The sequence below is a fragment of the Manganibacter manganicus genome (assembly GCF_002075885.1).
Classification (GTDB): Bacteria; Pseudomonadota; Alphaproteobacteria; order Rhizobiales; family Rhizobiaceae; genus Mesorhizobium; species Mesorhizobium manganicum.
Map to the genome: position 1 here is coordinate 14,890 of NZ_MDET01000008.1, position 19,643 is coordinate 34,532.

Annotated in this window: 19 protein-coding genes and 1 tRNA gene; 17 read left to right on the plus strand and 3 right to left on the minus strand. The window is 63.3% G+C overall.

All coding sequences use genetic code 11. The annotated features are described in order from the left end of the window. Position 1: 1 nt before the first annotated feature. Positions 2-940, minus strand: coding sequence for an undecaprenyl-diphosphate phosphatase (locus BFN67_RS06580; RefSeq protein WP_139789057.1), 939 nt, complete (start codon positions 938-940; stop codon positions 2-4). 245 nt (positions 941-1,185) lie between these two features. Between BFN67_RS06580 and BFN67_RS06585 the strand changes: the two genes are divergently transcribed. The 17 genes from BFN67_RS06585 to BFN67_RS06665 all read left to right on the plus strand — a co-directional run bounded on the left by BFN67_RS06585 (position 1,186) and on the right by BFN67_RS06665 (position 17,902). Then, a complete protein-coding gene (locus BFN67_RS06585) occupies positions 1,186-1,878 on the plus strand; it encodes a glutathione S-transferase family protein (RefSeq protein ID WP_080918840.1) in 693 nt (230 codons plus the stop codon). Then, the gene (gene queG / locus BFN67_RS06590; RefSeq protein ID WP_080918841.1) at positions 1,859-3,031 is read left to right on the plus strand and encodes a tRNA epoxyqueuosine(34) reductase QueG; all 1,173 of its coding nucleotides are present in this window, start codon (positions 1,859-1,861) and stop codon (positions 3,029-3,031) included. The genes BFN67_RS06585 and queG overlap by 20 nt, the downstream gene beginning before the upstream one ends. After that, entirely contained in the window at positions 2,989-3,927 is a 939-nt protein-coding gene (locus BFN67_RS06595) for an SDR family oxidoreductase (RefSeq protein ID WP_080918842.1), read from the plus strand. The genes queG and BFN67_RS06595 overlap by 43 nt, the downstream gene beginning before the upstream one ends. 100 nt (positions 3,928-4,027) lie before the next feature. Next, on the plus strand, positions 4,028-5,095 hold the full coding sequence (mepA, locus tag BFN67_RS06600) for a penicillin-insensitive murein endopeptidase (protein WP_080918843.1): 1,068 nt from the start codon (positions 4,028-4,030) through the stop codon (positions 5,093-5,095). Positions 5,096-5,182: 87 nt separating this feature from the next. Further along, positions 5,183-6,208 carry a glucokinase gene (locus BFN67_RS06605; RefSeq protein ID WP_080918844.1) on the plus strand — a complete coding sequence of 342 codons (1,026 nt, stop codon included), beginning with the start codon at positions 5,183-5,185 and terminating at the stop codon, positions 6,206-6,208. 110 nt (positions 6,209-6,318) lie between these two features. Then, positions 6,319-8,196, plus strand: a complete 1,878-nt coding sequence (locus tag BFN67_RS06610; protein WP_080918845.1) for an ABC transporter ATP-binding protein — start codon at positions 6,319-6,321, stop codon at positions 8,194-8,196. A gap of 17 nt (positions 8,197-8,213) precedes the next feature. Next, positions 8,214-9,032: a 4-hydroxy-tetrahydrodipicolinate reductase gene (gene dapB / locus BFN67_RS06615; RefSeq protein WP_139789066.1), complete on the plus strand. Its 819-nt coding sequence runs from the start codon at positions 8,214-8,216 to the stop codon at positions 9,030-9,032. A 52-nt stretch (positions 9,033-9,084) separates the two neighbouring features. Continuing rightward, complete coding sequence (locus BFN67_RS06620; RefSeq protein WP_080918847.1) at positions 9,085-9,705, plus strand: 2,3-bisphosphoglycerate-dependent phosphoglycerate mutase; 621 nt, start codon at positions 9,085-9,087, stop codon at positions 9,703-9,705. A 106-nt stretch (positions 9,706-9,811) separates the two neighbouring features. Then, positions 9,812-9,896: transfer RNA gene (locus tag BFN67_RS06625), tRNA-Leu, on the plus strand. A 131-nt stretch (positions 9,897-10,027) separates the two neighbouring features. Next, positions 10,028-10,654, plus strand: coding sequence for a dimethylsulfoniopropionate lyase (locus BFN67_RS06630; RefSeq protein WP_080918936.1), 627 nt, complete (start codon positions 10,028-10,030; stop codon positions 10,652-10,654). 121 nt (positions 10,655-10,775) lie between these two features. After that, a complete protein-coding gene (locus BFN67_RS06635) occupies positions 10,776-10,955 on the plus strand; it encodes a hypothetical protein (RefSeq protein WP_139789058.1) in 180 nt (59 codons plus the stop codon). A 219-nt stretch (positions 10,956-11,174) separates the two neighbouring features. Further along, positions 11,175-12,182 carry an acyltransferase family protein gene (locus BFN67_RS06640; RefSeq protein WP_080918849.1) on the plus strand — a complete coding sequence of 336 codons (1,008 nt, stop codon included), beginning with the start codon at positions 11,175-11,177 and terminating at the stop codon, positions 12,180-12,182. A gap of 153 nt (positions 12,183-12,335) precedes the next feature. Further along, the gene (locus BFN67_RS06645; protein WP_080918850.1) at positions 12,336-12,695 is read left to right on the plus strand and encodes a septal ring lytic transglycosylase RlpA family protein; all 360 of its coding nucleotides are present in this window, start codon (positions 12,336-12,338) and stop codon (positions 12,693-12,695) included. A gap of 220 nt (positions 12,696-12,915) precedes the next feature. Beyond that, positions 12,916-14,190, plus strand: a complete 1,275-nt coding sequence (locus BFN67_RS06650) for a polyhydroxyalkanoate depolymerase (protein ID WP_080918851.1) — start codon at positions 12,916-12,918, stop codon at positions 14,188-14,190. Between the two features lie 134 nt (positions 14,191-14,324). After that, positions 14,325-14,945, plus strand: a complete 621-nt coding sequence (locus BFN67_RS06655) for a transglutaminase-like cysteine peptidase (RefSeq protein ID WP_080918852.1) — start codon at positions 14,325-14,327, stop codon at positions 14,943-14,945. 537 nt (positions 14,946-15,482) lie between these two features. Next, complete coding sequence (gene nspC / locus BFN67_RS06660; RefSeq protein WP_080918853.1) at positions 15,483-16,586, plus strand: carboxynorspermidine decarboxylase; 1,104 nt, start codon at positions 15,483-15,485, stop codon at positions 16,584-16,586. Positions 16,587-16,633: 47 nt separating this feature from the next. Then, a complete protein-coding gene (locus BFN67_RS06665; protein ID WP_080918854.1) occupies positions 16,634-17,902 on the plus strand; it encodes a saccharopine dehydrogenase family protein in 1,269 nt (422 codons plus the stop codon). 74 nt (positions 17,903-17,976) lie between these two features. On the opposite strand, the gene BFN67_RS06670 is transcribed toward BFN67_RS06665, so the two are convergent. Next, positions 17,977-18,387 carry a Fur family transcriptional regulator gene (locus tag BFN67_RS06670; RefSeq protein ID WP_080918855.1) on the minus strand — a complete coding sequence of 137 codons (411 nt, stop codon included), beginning with the start codon at positions 18,385-18,387 and terminating at the stop codon, positions 17,977-17,979. Positions 18,388-18,575: 188 nt separating this feature from the next. Beyond that, positions 18,576-19,622 carry an L-glyceraldehyde 3-phosphate reductase gene (mgrA, locus tag BFN67_RS06675; RefSeq protein WP_080918937.1) on the minus strand — a complete coding sequence of 349 codons (1,047 nt, stop codon included), beginning with the start codon at positions 19,620-19,622 and terminating at the stop codon, positions 18,576-18,578. Between the last annotated feature and the right edge of the window lie 21 nt (positions 19,623-19,643).

Here is a 19,643-nt window from a genome sequence, read left to right on the forward strand (position 1 = left end):
TTTAGCCCCAGACAAAAAGTGCCGCGAGGCCGACGATGCCGATAATGAGGCGCCACCAGCCGAACAGCGCATAACCGTGGCGCGAGACGTAGCCGAGCAGGCTGCGCACGACGATCAACGCGGTGATGAAGGCGGCCAGGAAGCCGAGCGCGATGATCGGAATATCGGTAGCCGTAAGCAGGTCGCGGTTCTTGATCAGATCGAGCGTGAATGCGCCAAGCATGGTCGGGATGGCGAGGAAGAACGAGAATTCAGCCGCCGCCCTTTTGTCCACGCCCATCAGCAGCGCGCCGACGATGGTGGCGCCGGAGCGCGACGTGCCGGGAATCATCGCCAGGCACTGGAACAGGCCGATCTTCAGGCAAAGCGGCAGCGGAAAGGCGGTGGCGTCGTGATGTTTGGGTTTCAGGTCGAGCCGGTCTACCCACAAAAGGATCACGCCGCCGATGATCAGCATGATGCAGATCAGCCGTGGCGATTCGAACAGCACCGTCTTGATGAAGTCGTGCGCCAGCGCGCCGATGACCGCCGCCGGCAGGAAGGCGACGATGATGCCCACCATCAGCCGCACGGACGGGTCGGCGGGCAGTTGCGGCGGCACGAACAGGTTGACGCGGCGGCGTTTCACCGTCGCTGCCACAAGCTCGACGGCGCACCCGCCGATCCACACGATGGAGGCCAGCACGCCGACAATGGCTTCGCCGATCAGCTTCGGTGCTTCCGGCCGAGTGATGAAGGCCTTGAAGCGGCCGGCATAGAGGCTGAGGATGGCGAGTATGGCGCCAAGCTGGATCAGCACCTCGAACACCTTGCCGGTGGAATTGAAGCCGAGAAAATGCCCTGCCAGCAGGATATGGCCGGTCGATGAAACCGGAAGGAACTCGGTCAGGCCTTCCAGCATGCCGAGCAGCAAGGCCTCGATCAACGTATGAATGTCCACGAAAGTCCCCTATTCCGGCGCCATGCAGCCCGCCGGTCCGGCTTGTAACCAACTTATGCTAAGAGTTTTTAAAGGCGGCGCCGAACGGGTCGCGCTCAAGGCGCCCTGCGGCTGGCCCAAGGGCGTGCTTGTCAGCGCGCACAACTGACCCTATAGGTCGCTGCATCGCGACGGTTCACGGAGACGCGCCAGGATTGATGGGCGCATGTTGCGATTCGTCAGAGCGCATTCGATAGTGCAGGACCATGCTCACCCTTTTCCATCATCCCATGTTTGCCGCCTGCCGATTCGTCCGTCTTGTCTTTGGCGAATATGGCGAGGACTTGGCGCTGATCGAAGAGAAGCCGTGGGCGCGCAGAAAGGAGTTTCTGACGCTCAACGCGGCCGGCACATTGCCCGTTTTGCTGGCCGAAGGCGACACGCCGCTCGTCGGCGCCACGGTGATTGCCGAATATCTCGACGAAACGCGTGGTGTCTTGAAGCGGGAGCGGCGGCTGTTTGCCGAAGGCCCGATGGAGCGCGCCGAAATCCGCCGCCTGATCGACTGGTATCTTACCAAGACCGATGGCGAGGTAACACGCCATCTGGTGCGCGAGCGGGTGCTGAAGCCTGTCATGCCGGCTGAAGACGGCGGCGGCTCGCCCGATTCGGGCGCCATCCGCGCGGCCCGCGCCAATATCCGCCAGCATATGAAATACACCAACTGGCTGGCCGGCACGCGGCACTGGCTGGCCGGCCCGCGCCTGACCTATGCCGATCTCGCCGCCGCCGCCGCCTTCTCGGTGCTCGACTATCTCGGCGAGATCGATTGGCGCGAACATGCCGCCGCGCGCGAATGGTACACGCGCGTCAAGTCGCGGCCTTCCTTCCGGCCGCTGCTGACCGACCGGGTGCGCGGCCTGTCGCCGGTATCGCATTATGCGGATCTCGATTTCTGAGAAGGCGGATCCCGCCGCCAAGCTGCGCGCGCTGATCGACGTTGAAGCCGCGCGCGCCGGCTTCGACGTGGTCGCCGTCACACGGCCGGATGCGATCCCGCTGGCGCCGGCGCGCCTGGTCGATTTCGTCGCCGCCGGTTTCCATGGCTCGATGGCGTGGATGGAGGAAACGCTGGCGCGCCGCGCCGATCCGACGACGCTTTGGCCCGACGTGCGCTCGATCATCGTGCTGGCGATGAATTACGGGCCGGACCACGATCCGCGCGCCGTGCTTGAGCGCCGCGACCGTGGCGCGATTTCGGTCTACGCGCAGAACCGCGATTATCATGACGTGATGAAAGGCCGGCTGAAGGAGATCGCCGGCAAGATCGTGGCGCGCGCCGGCGGCGATGTGAAGGTCTTCGTCGATACCGCGCCGGTGATGGAAAAGCCGCTGGCGGAAGCGGCGGGTGTCGGCTGGCAGGGCAAGCACACCAATCTGGTCAGCCGCGCGCACGGCTCCTGGCTGTTCCTCGGCAGCATCTTCACCACGGCGGAACTGGCGCCGGACGCGCTGGAAAAAGACCATTGCGGCTCCTGCCGGGCCTGTCTGGACGCCTGCCCGACAAACGCCTTTCCGGCACCCTATCAGCTAGATGCGCGGCGCTGCATTTCCTATCTCACCATCGAGAACAAGGGACCGATCCCGCATGAATTCCGCGAGGCGATCGGCAATCATATCTATGGCTGCGACGATTGCCTGGCGGCCTGCCCGTGGAACAAGTTCGCCCGCGCCGCCTCGGAACTGAAGCTGGTTGCCCGGCCGGAACTGCACGAGCCGCCGCTGGCCGGTCTGCTTGTGCTCGACGATGCGGGCTTTCGCGCCTTCTTTTCCGGTTCGCCGGTCAAGCGCATCGGCCGCGACCGCTTCATTCGTAACGTGCTGATTGCCGCCGGCAATTCAAACGATGCCGCATTGGTTCCGCAGGTCGCCGCACTCTTAAACGATCTCTCGCCGCTGGTGCGCGGGGCCGCCGTCTGGGCGTTTTCACGGCTGGCGGCAAACGGCGATTTCACGCGGAAAGCCAGGGATGCCCTTGTCGGGGAAGGGGAGGAGACCGTGCGCTCAGAATGGCGGCAGGCATTGGCTCGACATCCGGGGGGCGCAGGGTGACGGCGAAATTCTTCATCTTCGGGGCAGGTTATTCGGTGCAGGCCTTTGCGCGAATGAACACCACCGATACCCGCATTGCCGGGACCACACGCGCGCCCGAAAAATTCGACGCGCTGCGGCAGGCGGGCATTCACCCGCTTCTGTTCGACGGCAAGGCGAGCGCCGAGCTTCTGGCCGAACTAGCGCAAGCCACGCATCTGGTCGTCTCGATCGCGCCTGACGCGGCCGGTGACGCCGCCTTGAATGCCTTTCGCGCGGCGGGTGTGCTGCCGAAGCTGCGCTGGATCGGCTACCTGTCGACGGTCGGTGTCTATGGCGATCATGGCGGCAACTGGGTGGACGAGCGGGCCGAATGCCGGCCGGTGTCGAACCGGTCCTGGCTGCGGGCGCAGGCCGAGCGGCGATGGCTGGACGCAGGCACTGCGGCCAGAATTCCTGTCGCCGTGCTCCGGCTTTCCGGCATTTACGGGCCGGGCCGCAATGCCTTCGTCAATCTGGAAAACGGCACGGCCAGGCGGCTGGTCAAGCCCGGCCAGGTGTTCAACCGCATCCACGTCGCCGACATTGCCGGCGCGCTGTGGCATCTGGCGCAGGCGCGCATGGGCGGCATCTTCAACGTCACCGACGACGAACCTGCCCCGCCGCAGAACGTGGTCGCCTATGCCGCAGGCCTGATGGGCGTCGAGCCTCCGCAGGAAATCGCCTTCGACACGGCGACGCTTTCGCCGATGGCGCGCTCCTTCTATGGCGAGAACAAGCGCGTTTCCAACGCCGCTCTCAAGGCGGCGGGCTATCTGCTCCGTTTCGCCGATTACCGCGCCGCCCTCGACCAGATGTGGGAGGAGGGCGATTGGCGAACCAGCGTGCCGCCCGACGCCATCAAGCGACCCCAGTAAGCTGCATTGACCGTGTGCGATCCGCTCGAAGCGGGTTTTGCGTTAAGCTTCGGTTAACGATAGCGCCGCAAGCTTGAGCGGGCGCAATTGCGAGATAGCCATGAAAATCACCACGCGATCCATGTTCGGCATTTCCGCTCGCTTCGCCCTTGGGCTTGCAGCGGCGCTGGCCGTCTGCGGGTTCATGCTATCGTCCGCGACGGCGGCCGAGAAGGCCAAGAACCTGTTCGGCGCCAAGGTGCTGCCGGCGCTGGCCGCGCCGCAATCGTTCGGTTTTTATTCCAAGGGCTGCTTTGCCGGCGGCGTGGCCCTGCCGCTGGACGGGCCTACCTGGCAGGTGATGCGCCCCTCGCGCAACCGCCGCTGGGGCCATCCGGAACTGATCGGCCTGCTGGAGAAATTTTCGCGCGATGCGGCGGCCGAGGGCTGGCGCGGGCTTCTGGTCGGCGACATCGCCCAGCCGCGCGGCGGCCCGATGCTGACCGGCCATGCCTCGCACCAGATCGGCCTTGATGCCGATATCTGGTTCACGCCAATGCCGGCGCGGCGTTATTCGCTCGCCCAGCGCGACACGGTCGGCGCGGTGTCGCTGATCCGGCCGGGCACGCATCTGGTCGATGAGCGCAAATGGGCGCCCGTCTATGCGCGCCTGCTCAGGCAGGCGGCGAGCTACCCTGAGGTCGAGCGTATTTTCGTCAATCCGGGCATCAAGAAGAAACTGTGCGATACGGTGAGCGGCGATCGCGCCTGGCTGAACAAGATCAGGCCCCTTTGGGGGCATGATTCGCATTTTCACATCCGTATTTCCTGCCCGCCCGGCTCGACCGGCTGCAAGCCGCAACGCGGCACCGGCACGGCGGATGGCTGCGGCGAGCAACTTGCCTGGTGGTTCACCGACGAGCCGTGGCGTCCGGCCAAGGGGCCGCAAAAGCCGAAGGCGCGCGATGTCATGACCATGGCGGACCTGCCCAAGGCCTGCCAGGTTGTGCTTGGCGAGCCTGCGCCGCTCTCGGCCGATGCCGTGACCTATTGGGCAAAGGGAACGGCAGTCGCCGCGTCCGGCGCGCCTGAAGCACCGGCTGCCGCCATGCCGGCCATGCCCGATACCGCCAGCGCCTTCGTGCCGACGCCGAAGGTGGACATACCCTTGCCGCTTCCCCGTCCCTGAGGCCGCGCCTCTTCCGCATCGCACCGGCTTTGGCTATAGGCTTGACGGGGCCGCAGACGCGGCGCGACACCAGCACACAGGATCACCATGCCAGCCATGCAAGCCGACACCAAGGCGCTGCCCTTTCCGGTGCTGATCGGCGACATTGGCGGCACCAATGCGCGCTTCAGCCTGGTGCATGACGATCAGGCCGCTGCCGGCGAGCCGCAGATCGTCAAGACGGCGGATTTCGCCACCATCGACGAGGCAATCCGCGTGGCCGTGCTGGAGCGTTCACCGGTCCGGCCGAAATCGGCTGTGCTGGCGGTGGCCGGACCGGTCGAGAGCGACGAGATCAGGCTCACCAACTGCCCCTGGGTGGTGCGGCCGAAGGCGATGTTTTCCAGTCTTGGCCTCAGCGACATTGTCGTGCTCAACGATTTCGAGGCGCAGGCGCTGGCCGTGGTGGCGCTCGGCGAAGAACACATGGAAAAGATCGGCGGCGATGCGCCGGAGCCCAATGCCGGGCGTGTCGTTCTGGGGCCGGGCACTGGGCTTGGCGTTGCCGGCCTGGTCCATGCTTTCGGCGGGTGGGTGCCGGTTCCGGGCGAGGGCGGTCATATGGACATTGGCCCGCGCACACCGCGCGACTACCAGGTGTTTCCGCATATCGAACCGCTGGAAGGGCGCGTTTCGGGCGAGCAGATCCTGTCCGGCCGCGGCCTCGTCAATGTCTATCGCGCCATCGCCATTGCCGACGGCAAGGCCGCGCTTCTTTCGCAGCCGGCCGAAATCACCGCCGCCGCGCTGGACGGCGGCGATGCGATGGCCGCCGAGGCGCTGGAAACCTTCGCCACCTGCCTTGGCCGCACCGCGGGCGACCTTGCCATGGTGTTCATGAGCCGAGGCGGCGTCTTCCTGACCGGCGGCATAGCGCAGAAAATCCTTCCGGCGCTGAGGAAGGACAATTTCCGTGCCGCCTTCGAGGACAAGGCCCCGCATGGGGAATTGTTGCGCGCCATGCCGGTCTATGTCATCACGCATCCACTGGCGGCGCTTGAGGGCCTCGCGGCCTATGCGCGCACGCCCTCGCTGTTCGGCGTCGAAACGGACGGTCGCCGCTGGCAAACCTGAAATCGAAAGAAGCGCGTGACTTCGAAGTCATAGGCAAGCACCGCCAATGGCGATAAGAGGATGCAGCGCGCCATTCGGGGGCGCCGGCATCATGAACGACGGATCAGAATTTGACCTCCAGCCAACATAAGGCCCCCGGCACGGCCCCTAAAGCGGCAAGGCCGGAACCGGGCGAAGTATTCGCCGTGGTGCGGCGCATATTGCGCGAAAACGGCCGGAATTTCGTCAAGTATTACGTTCTGGCGGGCTTTTGCCTGGTGGCCGTCGCGATCACCACCGGCCTTGCCGCCTGGATCATGAAGCCGCTGATCGATGACATCTTCGTCGAGCAGCGCTACGACCGTGCGCCCTATATCTGCGGCGCCGTCATCGCGATCTTTCTGGTGCGCGGCTTTGCCACCTACGGGCAGGCCGTCACATTGGCCAGGATCGGCAATGCCGTCGTCGCGACCTATCAGCGGCGCGTCTTCGAGCACCTGATGAAACTCGGCATGACATTCTTCAACGAGACACGCTCGGGCCGGCTCGCCGCGCGCATCAACGAGAATGTCGCCGGCATTCGCGATCTGCTCGGCATGACCATGAAATCCGTCATCGGCGACCTGGTCACGCTGATCGGCCTGATCGGCGTGATGGTCTGGCAGCAACCCTTGCTGGCGGTAAGCGTGCTTTTGATCGGCCCGCCGCTGATCTGGGCGGTGAACTACATCATGCGACGGGTGCGGCGTGTGACGCGCGAATCGGTCGAGATCAATTCGCACCTGATCGGCACCATGCAGGAGGCCGTCCAGGGCATCGCCGTGGTCAAGGCGTTTACTCTCGAAGAGCAATTGTCGCAGCGTCTCGGCCAGATGATCGACCATGCCGAGTCGCGCTACAACAAGATCGCGCGCGTCTCCGAACGGCTGACGCCGGTGTCGGAAATACTGGCCGGTCTCGCCGTGGCCGGCGTCATCGCCTACGCGTCCTATCAGGCGGCGGTCTACCAGCACCCGCCGGGCGATGTCATGGCCTTCATCACCGCCCTGCTTCTGGCCTACGATCCGGCGCGGCGGCTGGCCCGCACACAGGTCAATGTCGAGCGCGCGCTGGTCAATGCCCGCATGATCTACGAACTGCTCGACACGGAGCCGCAGCAGCGCGACCGGGCCGGCGCGGCCAGCGCCGCAATCGGCGATGGTGAAATCCGCTTCCGCGATGTCTCCTTCTCCTATGAAGACGGTTCGCCCGTGTTGCGCGGCCTGAGCTTCGTGGCGAAGGCCGGCAAGACCACTGCCATCGTCGGCGCTTCGGGCGCCGGCAAGACGACGCTGGTGGCTCTTTTGCAGCGCTTCTACGATACCGACAGCGGTGTGATCGAGATCGACGGCCAGGACATTGCCGGCATGACCAAGGCCTCGCTGCGCGGGTCCATCGCCTATGTCTCGCAGCAGCCTTACCTGTTCGAGGGTACGATCCGTGACAATATCCGCTATGGCCGGCTGACGGCGAGCGACGCGGAGATCGAGCAGGCGGCGCTCCTGGCGCAGGCCGACGGTTTCATCCGCCAGCAGCCGCGCGGCTACGACACGCCCATTGGCGAGAACGGCGCCACGCTTTCGGGCGGCCAGCGCCAGCGTGTCTCGATTGCGCGCGCCATCGTGCGGCAGGCGCCGATCCTGCTGCTGGATGAGGCGACGTCGGCGCTCGACAATGAATCCGAGGCGCGTGTCCAGCAGGCGCTGGGCGAAGTTTCGCAGGGCCGCACCACCATCGTCATCGCGCACCGGCTTTCCACGGTCGTCAATGCCGATCATATCGTGGTGCTGGAAGAGGGAAGGCTGGTGGAGGAGGGTACCCACGCCTCTCTGACCGCCGATCCGGACAGCGTCTATGCCCGCTTCCATCGTGTACACGACGGCAAGGGGCTGGGCCTCGTCGATGACAGTCACATCGCCGATGGAGCGGTCCCGGCCGAAGCGGATAAGATCGGCAGGAGGCGCGCATGAGCGACGATCGGGACGATATGGGGCAAAGCGATATGGGGCTGGTCGTCGTCGGCGCCGGCGGCCGCATGGGGCAGGCGCTGATCCGCGCGGTGCATGACATGCCCGGCGCGCGCATTGCCGGCGCGGTCGAGCGGCCGGGCTCGCCCGCTCTTGGCAGGGACGCCGGCGAACTGGCCGGCATCGGCCCGATCGGCGTTGAAATCGGCGACGATCCGCTGCCTGTATTCGCCAGGGCCGATGGCGTGCTGGATTTCACCCGGCCGGCTGCGACGGTCGAGTTTGCCGGCTATGCCGCGCAGGCGCGCATTGTTCATGTCATCGGCACCACCGGCTGCACGGCTGAGGACGACGCGAAGATCGCCGCCGCCGCGCGCCATGCGACAATCGTCAAATCCGGCAATATGAGCCTTGGCGTCAATTTGCTGGCTGTTCTGGTGGAGCAGGCGGCGCGGGCGTTGGAAGCGCGGGATTTCGATATCGAAATCCTCGAAATGCATCACCGCCACAAGGTCGATGCGCCTTCGGGCACGGCACTTCTGCTGGGCGAGGCGGCGGCGAAGGGCCGTGGTATCGCATTGGCCGACAATGAAGTGCGGGCGCGTGACGGCCAGACCGGCCCGCGCCCGGAAGGCGCCATCGGCTTTGCCGCGCTGCGCGGCGGTTCGGTGGTCGGCGAACATTCCGTGGTTCTGGCCGGCACCGGCGAACGCATCACCCTTGGCCACCAGGCCGAGGATCGCGCCATTTTCGCGCGTGGCGCCGTCAAGGCGGCGCTGTGGGCGCATGGTAAAAAGCCCGGCCTTTATTCGATGCGCGACGTGCTCGGCCTTAACTGAATCGCGCAACGGTTCCGGTGTTCCGCCGGATGAATTTTCGAAGGAGAAAGAAATGTCGCGAACCCTCGTGCTTGTGCGCCATGGCCAGAGCGAATGGAATTTGAAGAACCTGTTCACCGGCTGGCGCGACCCGGACCTGACGGAGAAGGGCCATGCCGAGGCGAAGGCGGCGGGTGAGAAGCTCAAGGCGCGCGGGCTGAAATTCGACATCGCTTTCACCTCCGTGCTGCAACGGGCGCAAAAGACCTGCCAGCATATCCTCGATTGCGTCGGCCAGAGCGATCTCGAGACGATCCGCGATCGGGCGCTGAACGAGCGCGACTATGGCGACCTTTCGGGGCTCAACAAGAATGACGCCCGGCTGAAATGGGGCGAGGAACAGGTGCATATATGGCGCCGTTCCTATGACGTGCCGCCGCCGAACGGCGAAAGCCTGAAGGACACCGGCGCGCGGGTCTGGCCCTACTATCTGCATACCTTGCAACCGCATGTGCTTGCCGGCGGCACCGTTCTGGTGGCCGCGCACGGCAATTCGCTGCGCGCGCTCATCATGGCGCTGGACGGGCTCAGCGGCGAGGAGGTGACCGGGCTGGAACTCGGCACCGGCGTGCCGGTGATCTACCGCCTCAATGCCGATTCGACGGTGGCGTCCAAGGACATTCTCGCCGATTGATCTTCAGCCGGCCGCCCGCCCGCAGCGGCAGGAGGCAAATCATGGCGCGCATTTCAAAAATGCGCGTTGACACCAATCGCTTGGCCGCTTACATCAGCGCCCACCAGCCCAGATGGCGGAATTGGTAGACGCGCACGGTTCAGGTCCGTGTTCCGCAAGGAGTGGAGGTTCGAGTCCTCTTCTGGGCACCATCCCCTTATAAGTCATTGATTCCTTGATATTCAAGGGTTTCAGGCCGCTCGACTGTGATACAGGAGCAATTGCCCCTTGCCGGTCCCGGCTTGGGCTGCTTACCTGCCGTTTTCTCGGCCGGAGCACGATGATGGCGGATAGAAGCGACGCACTGCAAGCGTTCGTCGATGCAGCTTTTGAGTCATTCGATCATTTTGCGCAGGATGCCCGGTCGCGGCGCTCCATCGCGCAGATATTCGCCGCGTTGAAAAAGCCTGTCCGGCAGCAAAGCGGCGTCGGATCCCGATTGCCGGTGTGTTCGTTTTTGGAAGGCGCTCTGGCCACAGCGGCGGCGCATCCTGATCTTAAGGCGCTTGTCGGCCGTTTCGAGGCGATTGAACCGTCGCTGACATGGACGAACCGGCCGAAATATGACGGCACGGCCAGCGACAATTTCGCCGACGGCCACGCCAATGCAATGATTGTCGGCCCGCATGGACTTGAAGACAGAAAGGATGTCTGGATCGGCGTTTCATTGCTGGCGCCCAATGTCCGTTATCCCGACCACCACCATGCGCCCGAGGAAACCTATCTCGTTCTGTCGCAGGGAGAATTTCAACATGGTGACAGCCCGTGGTTCTCCCCCGGGATCGGCGGTTCGTTCTACAATGAGCCTGGTATCCGGCACGCCATGCGTTCCCTGGACACGCCGCTTCTGGCATTCTGGATACTTTTGGAAGCGATCGACGACACTGGCGGGCAACGCGGCGATGGCTAACCATAAGCGGCAAGGCCATGACACCTTGGGGTGCGACTTTAGCACTCGCTGCCATTGCTGGCGCGTCTTCGTCAGGTGGGCTATCCACGGGCGACGTTTGGCAGCAAGAATGGAGCGCGAGATGGCAATGGTTCATGGACGTTCGAAAACCCTGATCGCCGTTATACTGGCGCTGCTGGCATTCGTGGCCGCCGGCGTCGGCATCGGTTTCATCGAAACGATCCTGGTCCTGGCGATTGCCGCATCGGCGGCGATCCTGCTCGCCATGCTGGTCGTGGCGGCGCGCCGCGAAGCCTACTGACGGCACCAGGATCACGTTTTCGGCCCGGTCTTTCATCCTTTTTGATCCACACACGCGTTTGCAATGCCTGCGGCGCGCAACAGCTTGATGTGCCTGGGGTTGCGGCTCTCGCCGTGATGTCCTGGCGGCGAACCCGCGGCCGGGAGCGGCTAGGCTTCCCACGTTCATGCACTACCTTTGCCCACAGGCGGGAAAGACAGTGCATGCAGTGACGTGAGAATGAAGACAGCTTACGACAGCCGCAACGGCCATATCGATGCGTTGAAGGGAGCGGGCATATTGCTTGTTGTCTTCGGCCATCTCATCGAGAGACCGTCCGGACAATCGCCGCTGCTGCAAACGCTTTATGTCGATATTTACAGCTTCCACATGCCGCTTTTCGTGTTTCTTTCGGGTATCTTCGCCCGCGAGGTGCTGAAGAGCCGCGACTACCAGAAGATCGTCTGGACGCTGTTTTTCCCGCTCGTCGTCTTCCAGTGCATCTATATCGCGACGGGCAGGCTGACCGCGTGGCAGAGTTATTCGCCCTTCACGCCCTATTGGCTTCTGTGGTTCATCGCCAGCCTGATCGGCTGGCGCATCCTGCTGCCGCTTTTCGCCTCGCCGATCGGCCTCGCCGTGGCGCTCGGCGGCGCCGTCCTCGTCGGTTATGACGATGGCGTCGGCTACGCGCTGAGCGCGTCGCGCACCATCTATTTCCTGCCCTTTTTCGTGCTGGGCCATCTTTACGGCCTGCCGCTGGTGGCGCTGGCAAGGCGGCATCGCCCGGCTTTTTTCCTTCTCTTCGCGGTCACCATGCTGGCGGTGACACTGTGGTGGTGGCACGGGCTGGACGGCTCCATGCTGACCGGCAGCCATGACTTCGCCAGCGCCCCGCCATCGGAAGACTATCCGGCTCTGGCGCGTCTGCTGGTGCTGGCGCTCAGCCTCGCCGCGCTGCTTGGGTTCTGCGCCCTTATCCCGGCCGCCTCCGTGCCGCTGGAGTGGCTCGGCAAGCGGTCGCTCTCGATCTACCTTCTGCATGGGCTGGCGGTCATGCTGCTGATCGGCGCCGGCGCGGCGAACCTTGTTCCGCAGGCCCTGCTGCTGCCGGTTCTGGCCGCGCTCGCCGTGCTGATTTCCAGCGCCGCGGCGCTGCTGGATGGCCCGATGCGTCGCCTGTTCAGCCCGCCCGCCGAGGCGTCCGGCCTTGTCGAACTGATCGTCGACCGGCGTCGCTCGCGCTGATTGTGTGCGCTTTATGCCTGCCTTGGCCTGACAAACTGTTTCCCGCCGACTCCAAAAGTGTCCGACCGCGATGGAACCATGGCGATTTGGCCCGTTTGCGGCCCTTTTTCCTTCCTAGGCGGTGCTCAACCACTAACGGAGCATTTCACACGCATGAAGAAATCGAGCCGGGTCGCCTTTGTCGCGGCAACCGTCGCTGTCGGCCTTGTCGCCGGTCTTTCCCCCTCTTCCGCCATGGTTCGTTGCGGCGGCGCGTCCTGGTACGCCCTGCATTCGCGCACAGCCTCCGGCGAGCGCATGAACCCCGCGGCGATGACAGCCGCCCATCGCACGCTTCCCTTCGGCACGCGCATCAAGGTCACCAACCGCAATAACGGCAGGAGCGTCGTCGTGCGCATCAACGATCGTGGGCCTTTCGTGAAAGGGCGCGTGCTCGATCTTTCACGCGCGGCGGCGCGGCGGTTGGGATTCGTCAAGTCGGGACATACGGCGATCTGCATGGCGCGGCTGTAACGAATACGTGGAACGCCTCCACGGTGTTCCTTCGCACCTGCATCAAATTCAGCCATTCCAGCCGTCTTTCATCGGCTTGGACCAAAGTATCAGGGGGTTCAGATCGCCCCGATCTATTGCACCGCAGCAATTTCTTGTTAACTTCCAGGCAGGAAATTGAAGGCTCGGCGCCGCTTCGTCGTCCCTTAACGGCCGTATCGACAGCAGCGAGAGAGCCTTGATGTTCTACCAGCTTTACGAAATGAACCATGCCGCATTGCAGCCTGTCCGCGCCTATGCGGATGCGATGCGCATGCTTTATTCCAACCCGTTCAATCCGGTTTCGCATACCCCCTTCGGCCGTTCGGTGGCCGCGGCGGCAGAACTGTTCGAGCGCACCACGCGCCGTTACGGCAAACCGCGTTTCGGCCTCGACGGCGCGGTGGTGGATGGAAAACCGGTCGCGGTGCAAGAAAAAACCGTGTGGGAGCGGCCATTCTGCAAGCTGCTGCATTTCGAACGCGACCTGCCGAAAGGCCGCCGTCCCGATCCGAAGCTGCTGATCGTGGCGCCGCTGTCCGGCCACTATGCCACGCTGCTGCGCGGCACCGTGGAGGCGATGCTGCCGCATGCCGACGTGCATATCACCGACTGGGTGGATGCCCGCATGGTGCCGGTGTCCAAAGGCCGTTTCGATCTCGACGACTATATCGACTATGTCATCGAAATGCTGCACGAACTCGGGCCGGATACGCATGTCATGGCGGTCTGCCAGCCCTCGGTTCCGGTACTGGCCGCGGTTGCGCTGATGGAGACGCGCGGCGACCCGGTCCTTCCAGCCACCATGACGCTGATGGGCGGACCGATCGACACGCGGCGCAATCCGACGGCGGTGAATGTGCTTGCCGAGGAAAAAGGAACCGAATGGTTCCGCGAAAACGTTATCATGCCGGCGCCCTGGCCGGCGCCGGGTTTCGGGCGTGAGGTCTATCCCGGCTTCCTGCAGCTTTCCGGTTTCATGAGCATGAATCTCGACCGGCACATCATCGCCCATAAGGACTTCTTCATGTATCTGGTGAAGGAGGATGGCGACAGCGCCGAGAAGCACCGCGATTTCTACGACGAATATCTGGCGGTGATGGATATGACTGCGGAGTTCTATCTCCAGACCGTCGAGACGGTTTTCGTGCGCCACGCTCTGCCCAGGGGTGAGATGACGCATCGCGGCACGCCGGTCGATCCGGCGGCGATCCGCAATGTTGCGCTGTTGACCGTGGAAGGCGAGAACGACGACATTTCCGGCCTTGGCCAGACCAGGGCCGCGCAGGATCTGTGCACCGGCATCCCGGCCGATATGAAGGCGCATTACATGCAGCCCTCGGTTGGCCATTACGGTGTTTTCAACGGCTCGCGATTCCGTTCCCGGATCGTGCCGCGCATCGTCGATTTCATCGCAGCTCATCGCGGCGGCCCTGTCGCCGCCGTTGCGCCTCGGCGCGTCAATGGCTCCCGCTGAGCAGCACCTGTTGCACAAGTGCCGCTGTTGCGTGGTAGCTGGTAACCACGTTGGCGGATCGCCCTAAGCCGTAATTGACACGGAGTGTAAATCGCCTTTAACGTTTCGTTAACAAACAGGGGCGAGCGGGGACAATGGTTTCCTCACCAGTGGCGTTGTTTTTGCGTTTTAGTACCGTTCTCATGGCCGGCGCGGCCCTTGGCTCGGTGGCCGGTCCGGCGGCGGCAGCCGCCAGCATGGCGACCGGCGGCCTTACCTCGCAGCCGATCGGTCACTACGAATTCTGCAAGAACCATCCCGGTGAATGCTCGATTCGGCCGAAAAACCTTGCACCGGCGCCGATGACGACCGCGCTGTGGAAGCAGCTCGTTTCCGTCAATGCCGCCGTCAATGCCGCCGTCAAGCCGTTGAGCGACATGGAAATCTACGGCAAGGACGAGGTCTGGGCCTATCCCGACAAGGGCGTCGGCGATTGCGAGGACTATGTGCTGGAAAAGCGGCGCCGGCTGAACAGGTTCGGCCTGTCGCTGGCCGATCTGCTGGTTACCGTTGTGCGCAAGCCCGATGGCGAAGGCCATGCCGTGCTCACCGTGCGCACCAGCAAGGGGGACTTCATCCTCGACAATCTTACCGACAAGGTTCGGTTATGGGATGAAACCGACTATCGCTATCTCAAGCGGCAAGCGATGACCAATACCGGCCGCTGGGTTTCCATCCGCGACGACCAGCAGGTGCTCGTGGGTTCGGTCGAGTAGCCGCCAGATTAATGGGTCCTGACCCTAGGGTCAGGACCCATTAATCTGGTCGAAATGGTGTGAGGCCATCTGTTCGGATAGGCGGAGCGGAGGCGCAGGAAACCGTTCGGTTTTCAAGCCCTTCGCGACAATGTAGCCGGGCAGATGGACCACATCCTGTGGACGCCAAAACGGCTGTGATCTGCTGCGTCGAACCGCTCGACCGGGGGAACAACCCCGCTCTTCGAGTCTCTCCTTGCATCTCTTTGCCGTTTCCGGCGCCATTTCGATCATATTAATGAGTCCTGACCCTAGCATCTCCCGCCATCCTTGACTTGCGCGGCGTGCCCTGTAGGGTGCCGCGCCATGATGAAGGAATACGCCCTCAGGCGGCTGGAACCGCGTTGTTCCAGGCCGCACGTCGCCGAACCGCAAGCTTAGCCGCGGGCAACCCGCGTCACCCGATCGGGACCGGCGCGGCGGCAAGACAGCACCCTCGTCACATAATCGCGCCTCGCGCATCAGCCTCATATCTCACGACCGCACGGTATTGGCAGCATGTCCACGCTCCCCACGCCCTATTACCTCATCGACAAGGCGAAGCTTCTTCGCAACATGGAAAAGATCGCCATGGTGCGTGAGAAATCAGGCGCCAGGGCCTTGCTGGCACTGAAATGCTTCGCCACATGGTCGGTCTTCGATTTCATGCGCGATTACATGGACGGCACCACATCGTCGTCGCTGTACGAGGTGCGGCTTGGCCGCGAGAAATTCGGCGGCGAGACGCATGCCTATTCGGTGGCCTATGGTGATGACGAGATCGATGAGGTCGTCTCGCATGCCGACAAGATCATCTTCAACTCCATCGGCCAGCTTGAACGCTTCCAGGACAGGGCAGGCGGCATTGCGCGCGGCCTCAGGCTCAATCCCGGCGTTTCCTCCTCGACCTTCGATCTTGCCGACCCGGCCCGGCCGTTCAGCCGGCTGGGCGAATGGGATGCGGCGCGCGTCGAAAAAGTCATGGACCGCATCAGCGGCTTCATGATCCACAACAATTGCGAGAATTCGGATTTTTCGCTGTTCGACCGCATGCTTTCGCAGATCGAGGACAAGTTCGGCGCTCTGTTGAAGCGCGCCGACTGGGTGAGTCTCGGCGGTGGAATCCATTTCACCGGCGACGATTATCCGCTCGATGATTTTTGCGCCCGCCTCAAGGCGTTTTCCGATCGCTTCGGCGTTCAGGTCTATCTGGAGCCGGGCGAGGCTTCGATCACCAGAAGCACGACGCTGGAGGTCAGCGTGCTCGACACGCTGTTCAACGGCAAGCATCTGGCCATCGTCGATGCCTCCATCGAGGCGCATATGCTCGACCTGCTGATCTACCGCGAGAGCGCCAGGATCGCGCCGAACGAAGGCCCGCACCGCTTCATGGTGTGCGGCAAATCCTGCCTTGCCGGTGATGTGTTCGGCGAGTTCGACTTTCCCGCTGAACTGAAGGTCGGCGACCGTATCTCCATCCAGGACGCGGCCGGTTATACAATGGTCAAAAAGAACTGGTTCAACGGCGTGAAGATGCCGGCAATCGCCATTCGTGAAATCGATGGATCGATCAGGGTCGTCCGCGAGTTTACTTATGCGGATTACGAGGCGAGCCTGTCTTAGAGAAGGTATGTCCATCAACTCCAACCGATAAGGAAACATCCCCCGGAATGAAGAAGAACGTGCTCATTATCGGCGCCGGTGGCGTGGCGCAGGTCGTGGCGCATAAATGCGCGCAGAACAACGATGTGCTCGGCGATATCCATATCGCCTCGCGCACCCTTGCGAAGTGTCAGGCGATGGCGCAATCCGTCCGGGAGAAGAACAGCCTGAAAGTGCCGGGCACGGTCGAGGCGCACCAACTCGACGCGCTGGACGTGGCGGCGACGAAGGCGCTGATCGAAAAGACCGGCGCGCAGATCGTCATCAATGTCGGCTCGCCCTTCCTCAACATGGCGGTCATGTCGGCCTGCATCGAGACGGGTGCGGCCTATATCGACACCGCCATCCACGAAGACCCCGCCAAGGTGTGCGAGACGCCGCCATGGTATGCCAATTACGAATGGAAGCGGCGCGCCGAATGCGAGAAGGCCGGCGTCACCGCCATTCTCGGCGCCGGCTTCGATCCGGGCGTGGTCAACGCTTATGCGAAGCTTGCCGTCGACGATTATTTCGACCGCGTGGACGAGATCGACATCATCGATATCAACGCCGGCAGCCATGGCCGCTATTTCGCCACCAATTTCGATCCGGAGATCAATTTCCGCGAATTCACCGGCCGCGTCTGGTCGTGGCAGGACAGCAAATGGACCGAGAACAAGATGTTCGAGGTGCGCAAGGACTGGGACCTGCCGGTGGTCGGCAAAAGCCAGAGCTATCTCACCGGCCATGACGAGGTGCATTCCATCTCGCAGCGGCTTGGCATCCCCAATGTCCGCTTCTGGATGGGCTTCGGCGACCATTACATCAATGTCTTCACCGTTTTGAAGAATCTCGGCCTGCTCTCCGAGCATCCGGTCAGGACGGCGGAAGGGCTGGAGGTCGTGCCGCTGAAGGTGGTCAAGGCGGTGCTGCCTGACCCCGCTTCGCTGGCGCCCGATTACACCGGCAAGACCTGCATCGGCGATCTGGTCAAGGGCGTGAAGGACGGCAAGCCGCGCGAGGTGCTGATCTACAACGTCGCCGACCACAAGCAGGCTTATGACGAAGTCGGCTCGCAGGGCATATCCTACACGGCAGGCGTGCCGGCGGTGGCGGCCGCCATGCTGATCGCTGGCGGCGAATGGGACGTCGGGACGATGGCCAATGTCGAGGACCTGCCGCCGCGTCCGTTCCTGGCGGTGCTTGACCGCATCGGCCTGCCGACATGGTTGCGCGAGGGTGAGCGCGAGGAGCGCCTCGATTTTTCCGACTCCGCCAGGCCGGCGGTGAACGGCTGAACATCAAAAAAAGCGGCGCATCCGGTAAGGGTGCGCCGCTTTTCTTTTGATCGGGGATGGATTGGCTTTCGGCGCTACGCCGCTTCGGCCAGGCATTTCGCGCAGGTGCCGCGAAACTCGATCACCGCCTTCTTGGCGGCAAAGCCGGTGGAGCGCATCCATCCGTCAAGCTGGCCGCCTATGGCCGGATCGCAATATTCGCTCACCTGGCCGCATTTGTCGCAAATGGCGAAGGCGGTCATGGAGTGACCGTGGTCATGGTCGTGCGGTTCGGCGCAGGCGACAAAGGCGTTGAGGCTTTCCAGCCGATGCACCAGCCCTTCCTTCACCAGCGCGTCGAGCGCGCGATAGACCTGAAGCGGTGCGCGAAAGCCGCGTTCGCGAAGCTGGTCGAGTAGCGTATAGGCGCTGAGCGGACCGCCCGCAGCCTCCAGCTTTTCCAGCACGCAGGCCTGGTTCTTGGTGAGTGATTGCCTTGCGGTCATGATTCCGGTTCCGATCGTCCAACGGCCGAGCCGTCACGGCTTTTGCCCTATACATAACCATGCACGGGCATTTTTGCCACCGGCCCTAGAGCATCGGACCGAAAAGTGGGATCCGGTTTTCGGGTTGTTCCGATGCTCCATCAAAGTGTTAGAGCGTCCTTTGTGCGTTCAATTGAACGCACGGCGCTCTAATTGCGTGAAGGCCCGGCGCGTTCCGCTGAAGCGGCCCACAGATTGATGTTGCCGTCCTTCGCATAGCGATCGATCTCGGCGAGTTCCTCGTCGCTGAAGTCGAGATGGTCCAGCGCGCCGACGCAGTCTTCCACTTGTTCCGGACGGCTGGCGCCGATCAGCGCCGAGGTGATGCGGCCCTTGCGCATCACCCAGGCCAGCGCCATCTGGGCAAGGCTCTGGCCGCGGCGGCGGGCAATGGCGTCGAGCGCGCTTATATTGGCAAGCGCCTCTTCGCTGAGAAATGACTGGCGCAGGGATTTGCCTGCCGCGGCGCGGCTGTCCTCGGGAATGCCCTTCAGATATTTGTCGGTGAGCATGCCCTGCGCCAGCGGCGTGAAGGCGATCGACCCGATGCCGAGCCCCTCCAGCGCGTCGAGCAGGCCGTCGTCCTCGACCCAGCGGTTGAGCATGGAATAGCTTGGCTGGTGGATCAGGCAGGGGGTGCCCAGTTGCTGCAATATGGCGGCGGCCTCGCGCGTGCGCTGCGCATTATAGGACGAGATGCCGACATAGAGCGCCTTGCCGCAGCGCACGGCATGGTCGAGCGCCGCGCAGGTCTCTTCCAGCGGCGTATCGGGGTCGAAACGGTGCGAATAGAAGATATCGACATAATCGAGCCCCATGCGTCTGAGGCTCTGGTCGAGGCTGGCGAGGATGTATTTGCGGCTGCCCCATTCGCCGTAAGGCCCGTCCCACATATGATAACCGGCCTTGGAGGAGACGATCAGTTCGTCGCGATGGCCGGCAAGGTCGGTGCGCAGCAACTCGCCGAAGGCTTCCTCGGCCGAACCGGGCGGCGGGCCATAATTATTGGCGAGGTCAAAATGGGTGATGCCGAGGTCGAAGGCCTTGCGCACGATCGCCTGCTTGCTGCGATGCGGCTTGTCATGGCCGAAATTATGCCACAGGCCGAGCGAGATTGCCGGCAGCTTCAGCCCGGAATTGCCGCAACGGTTGTAGATCATTTTTTCGTAGCGGTTTTCCGCCGCAACATAGGTCATGCCGTTTCCTCGATCGACGTT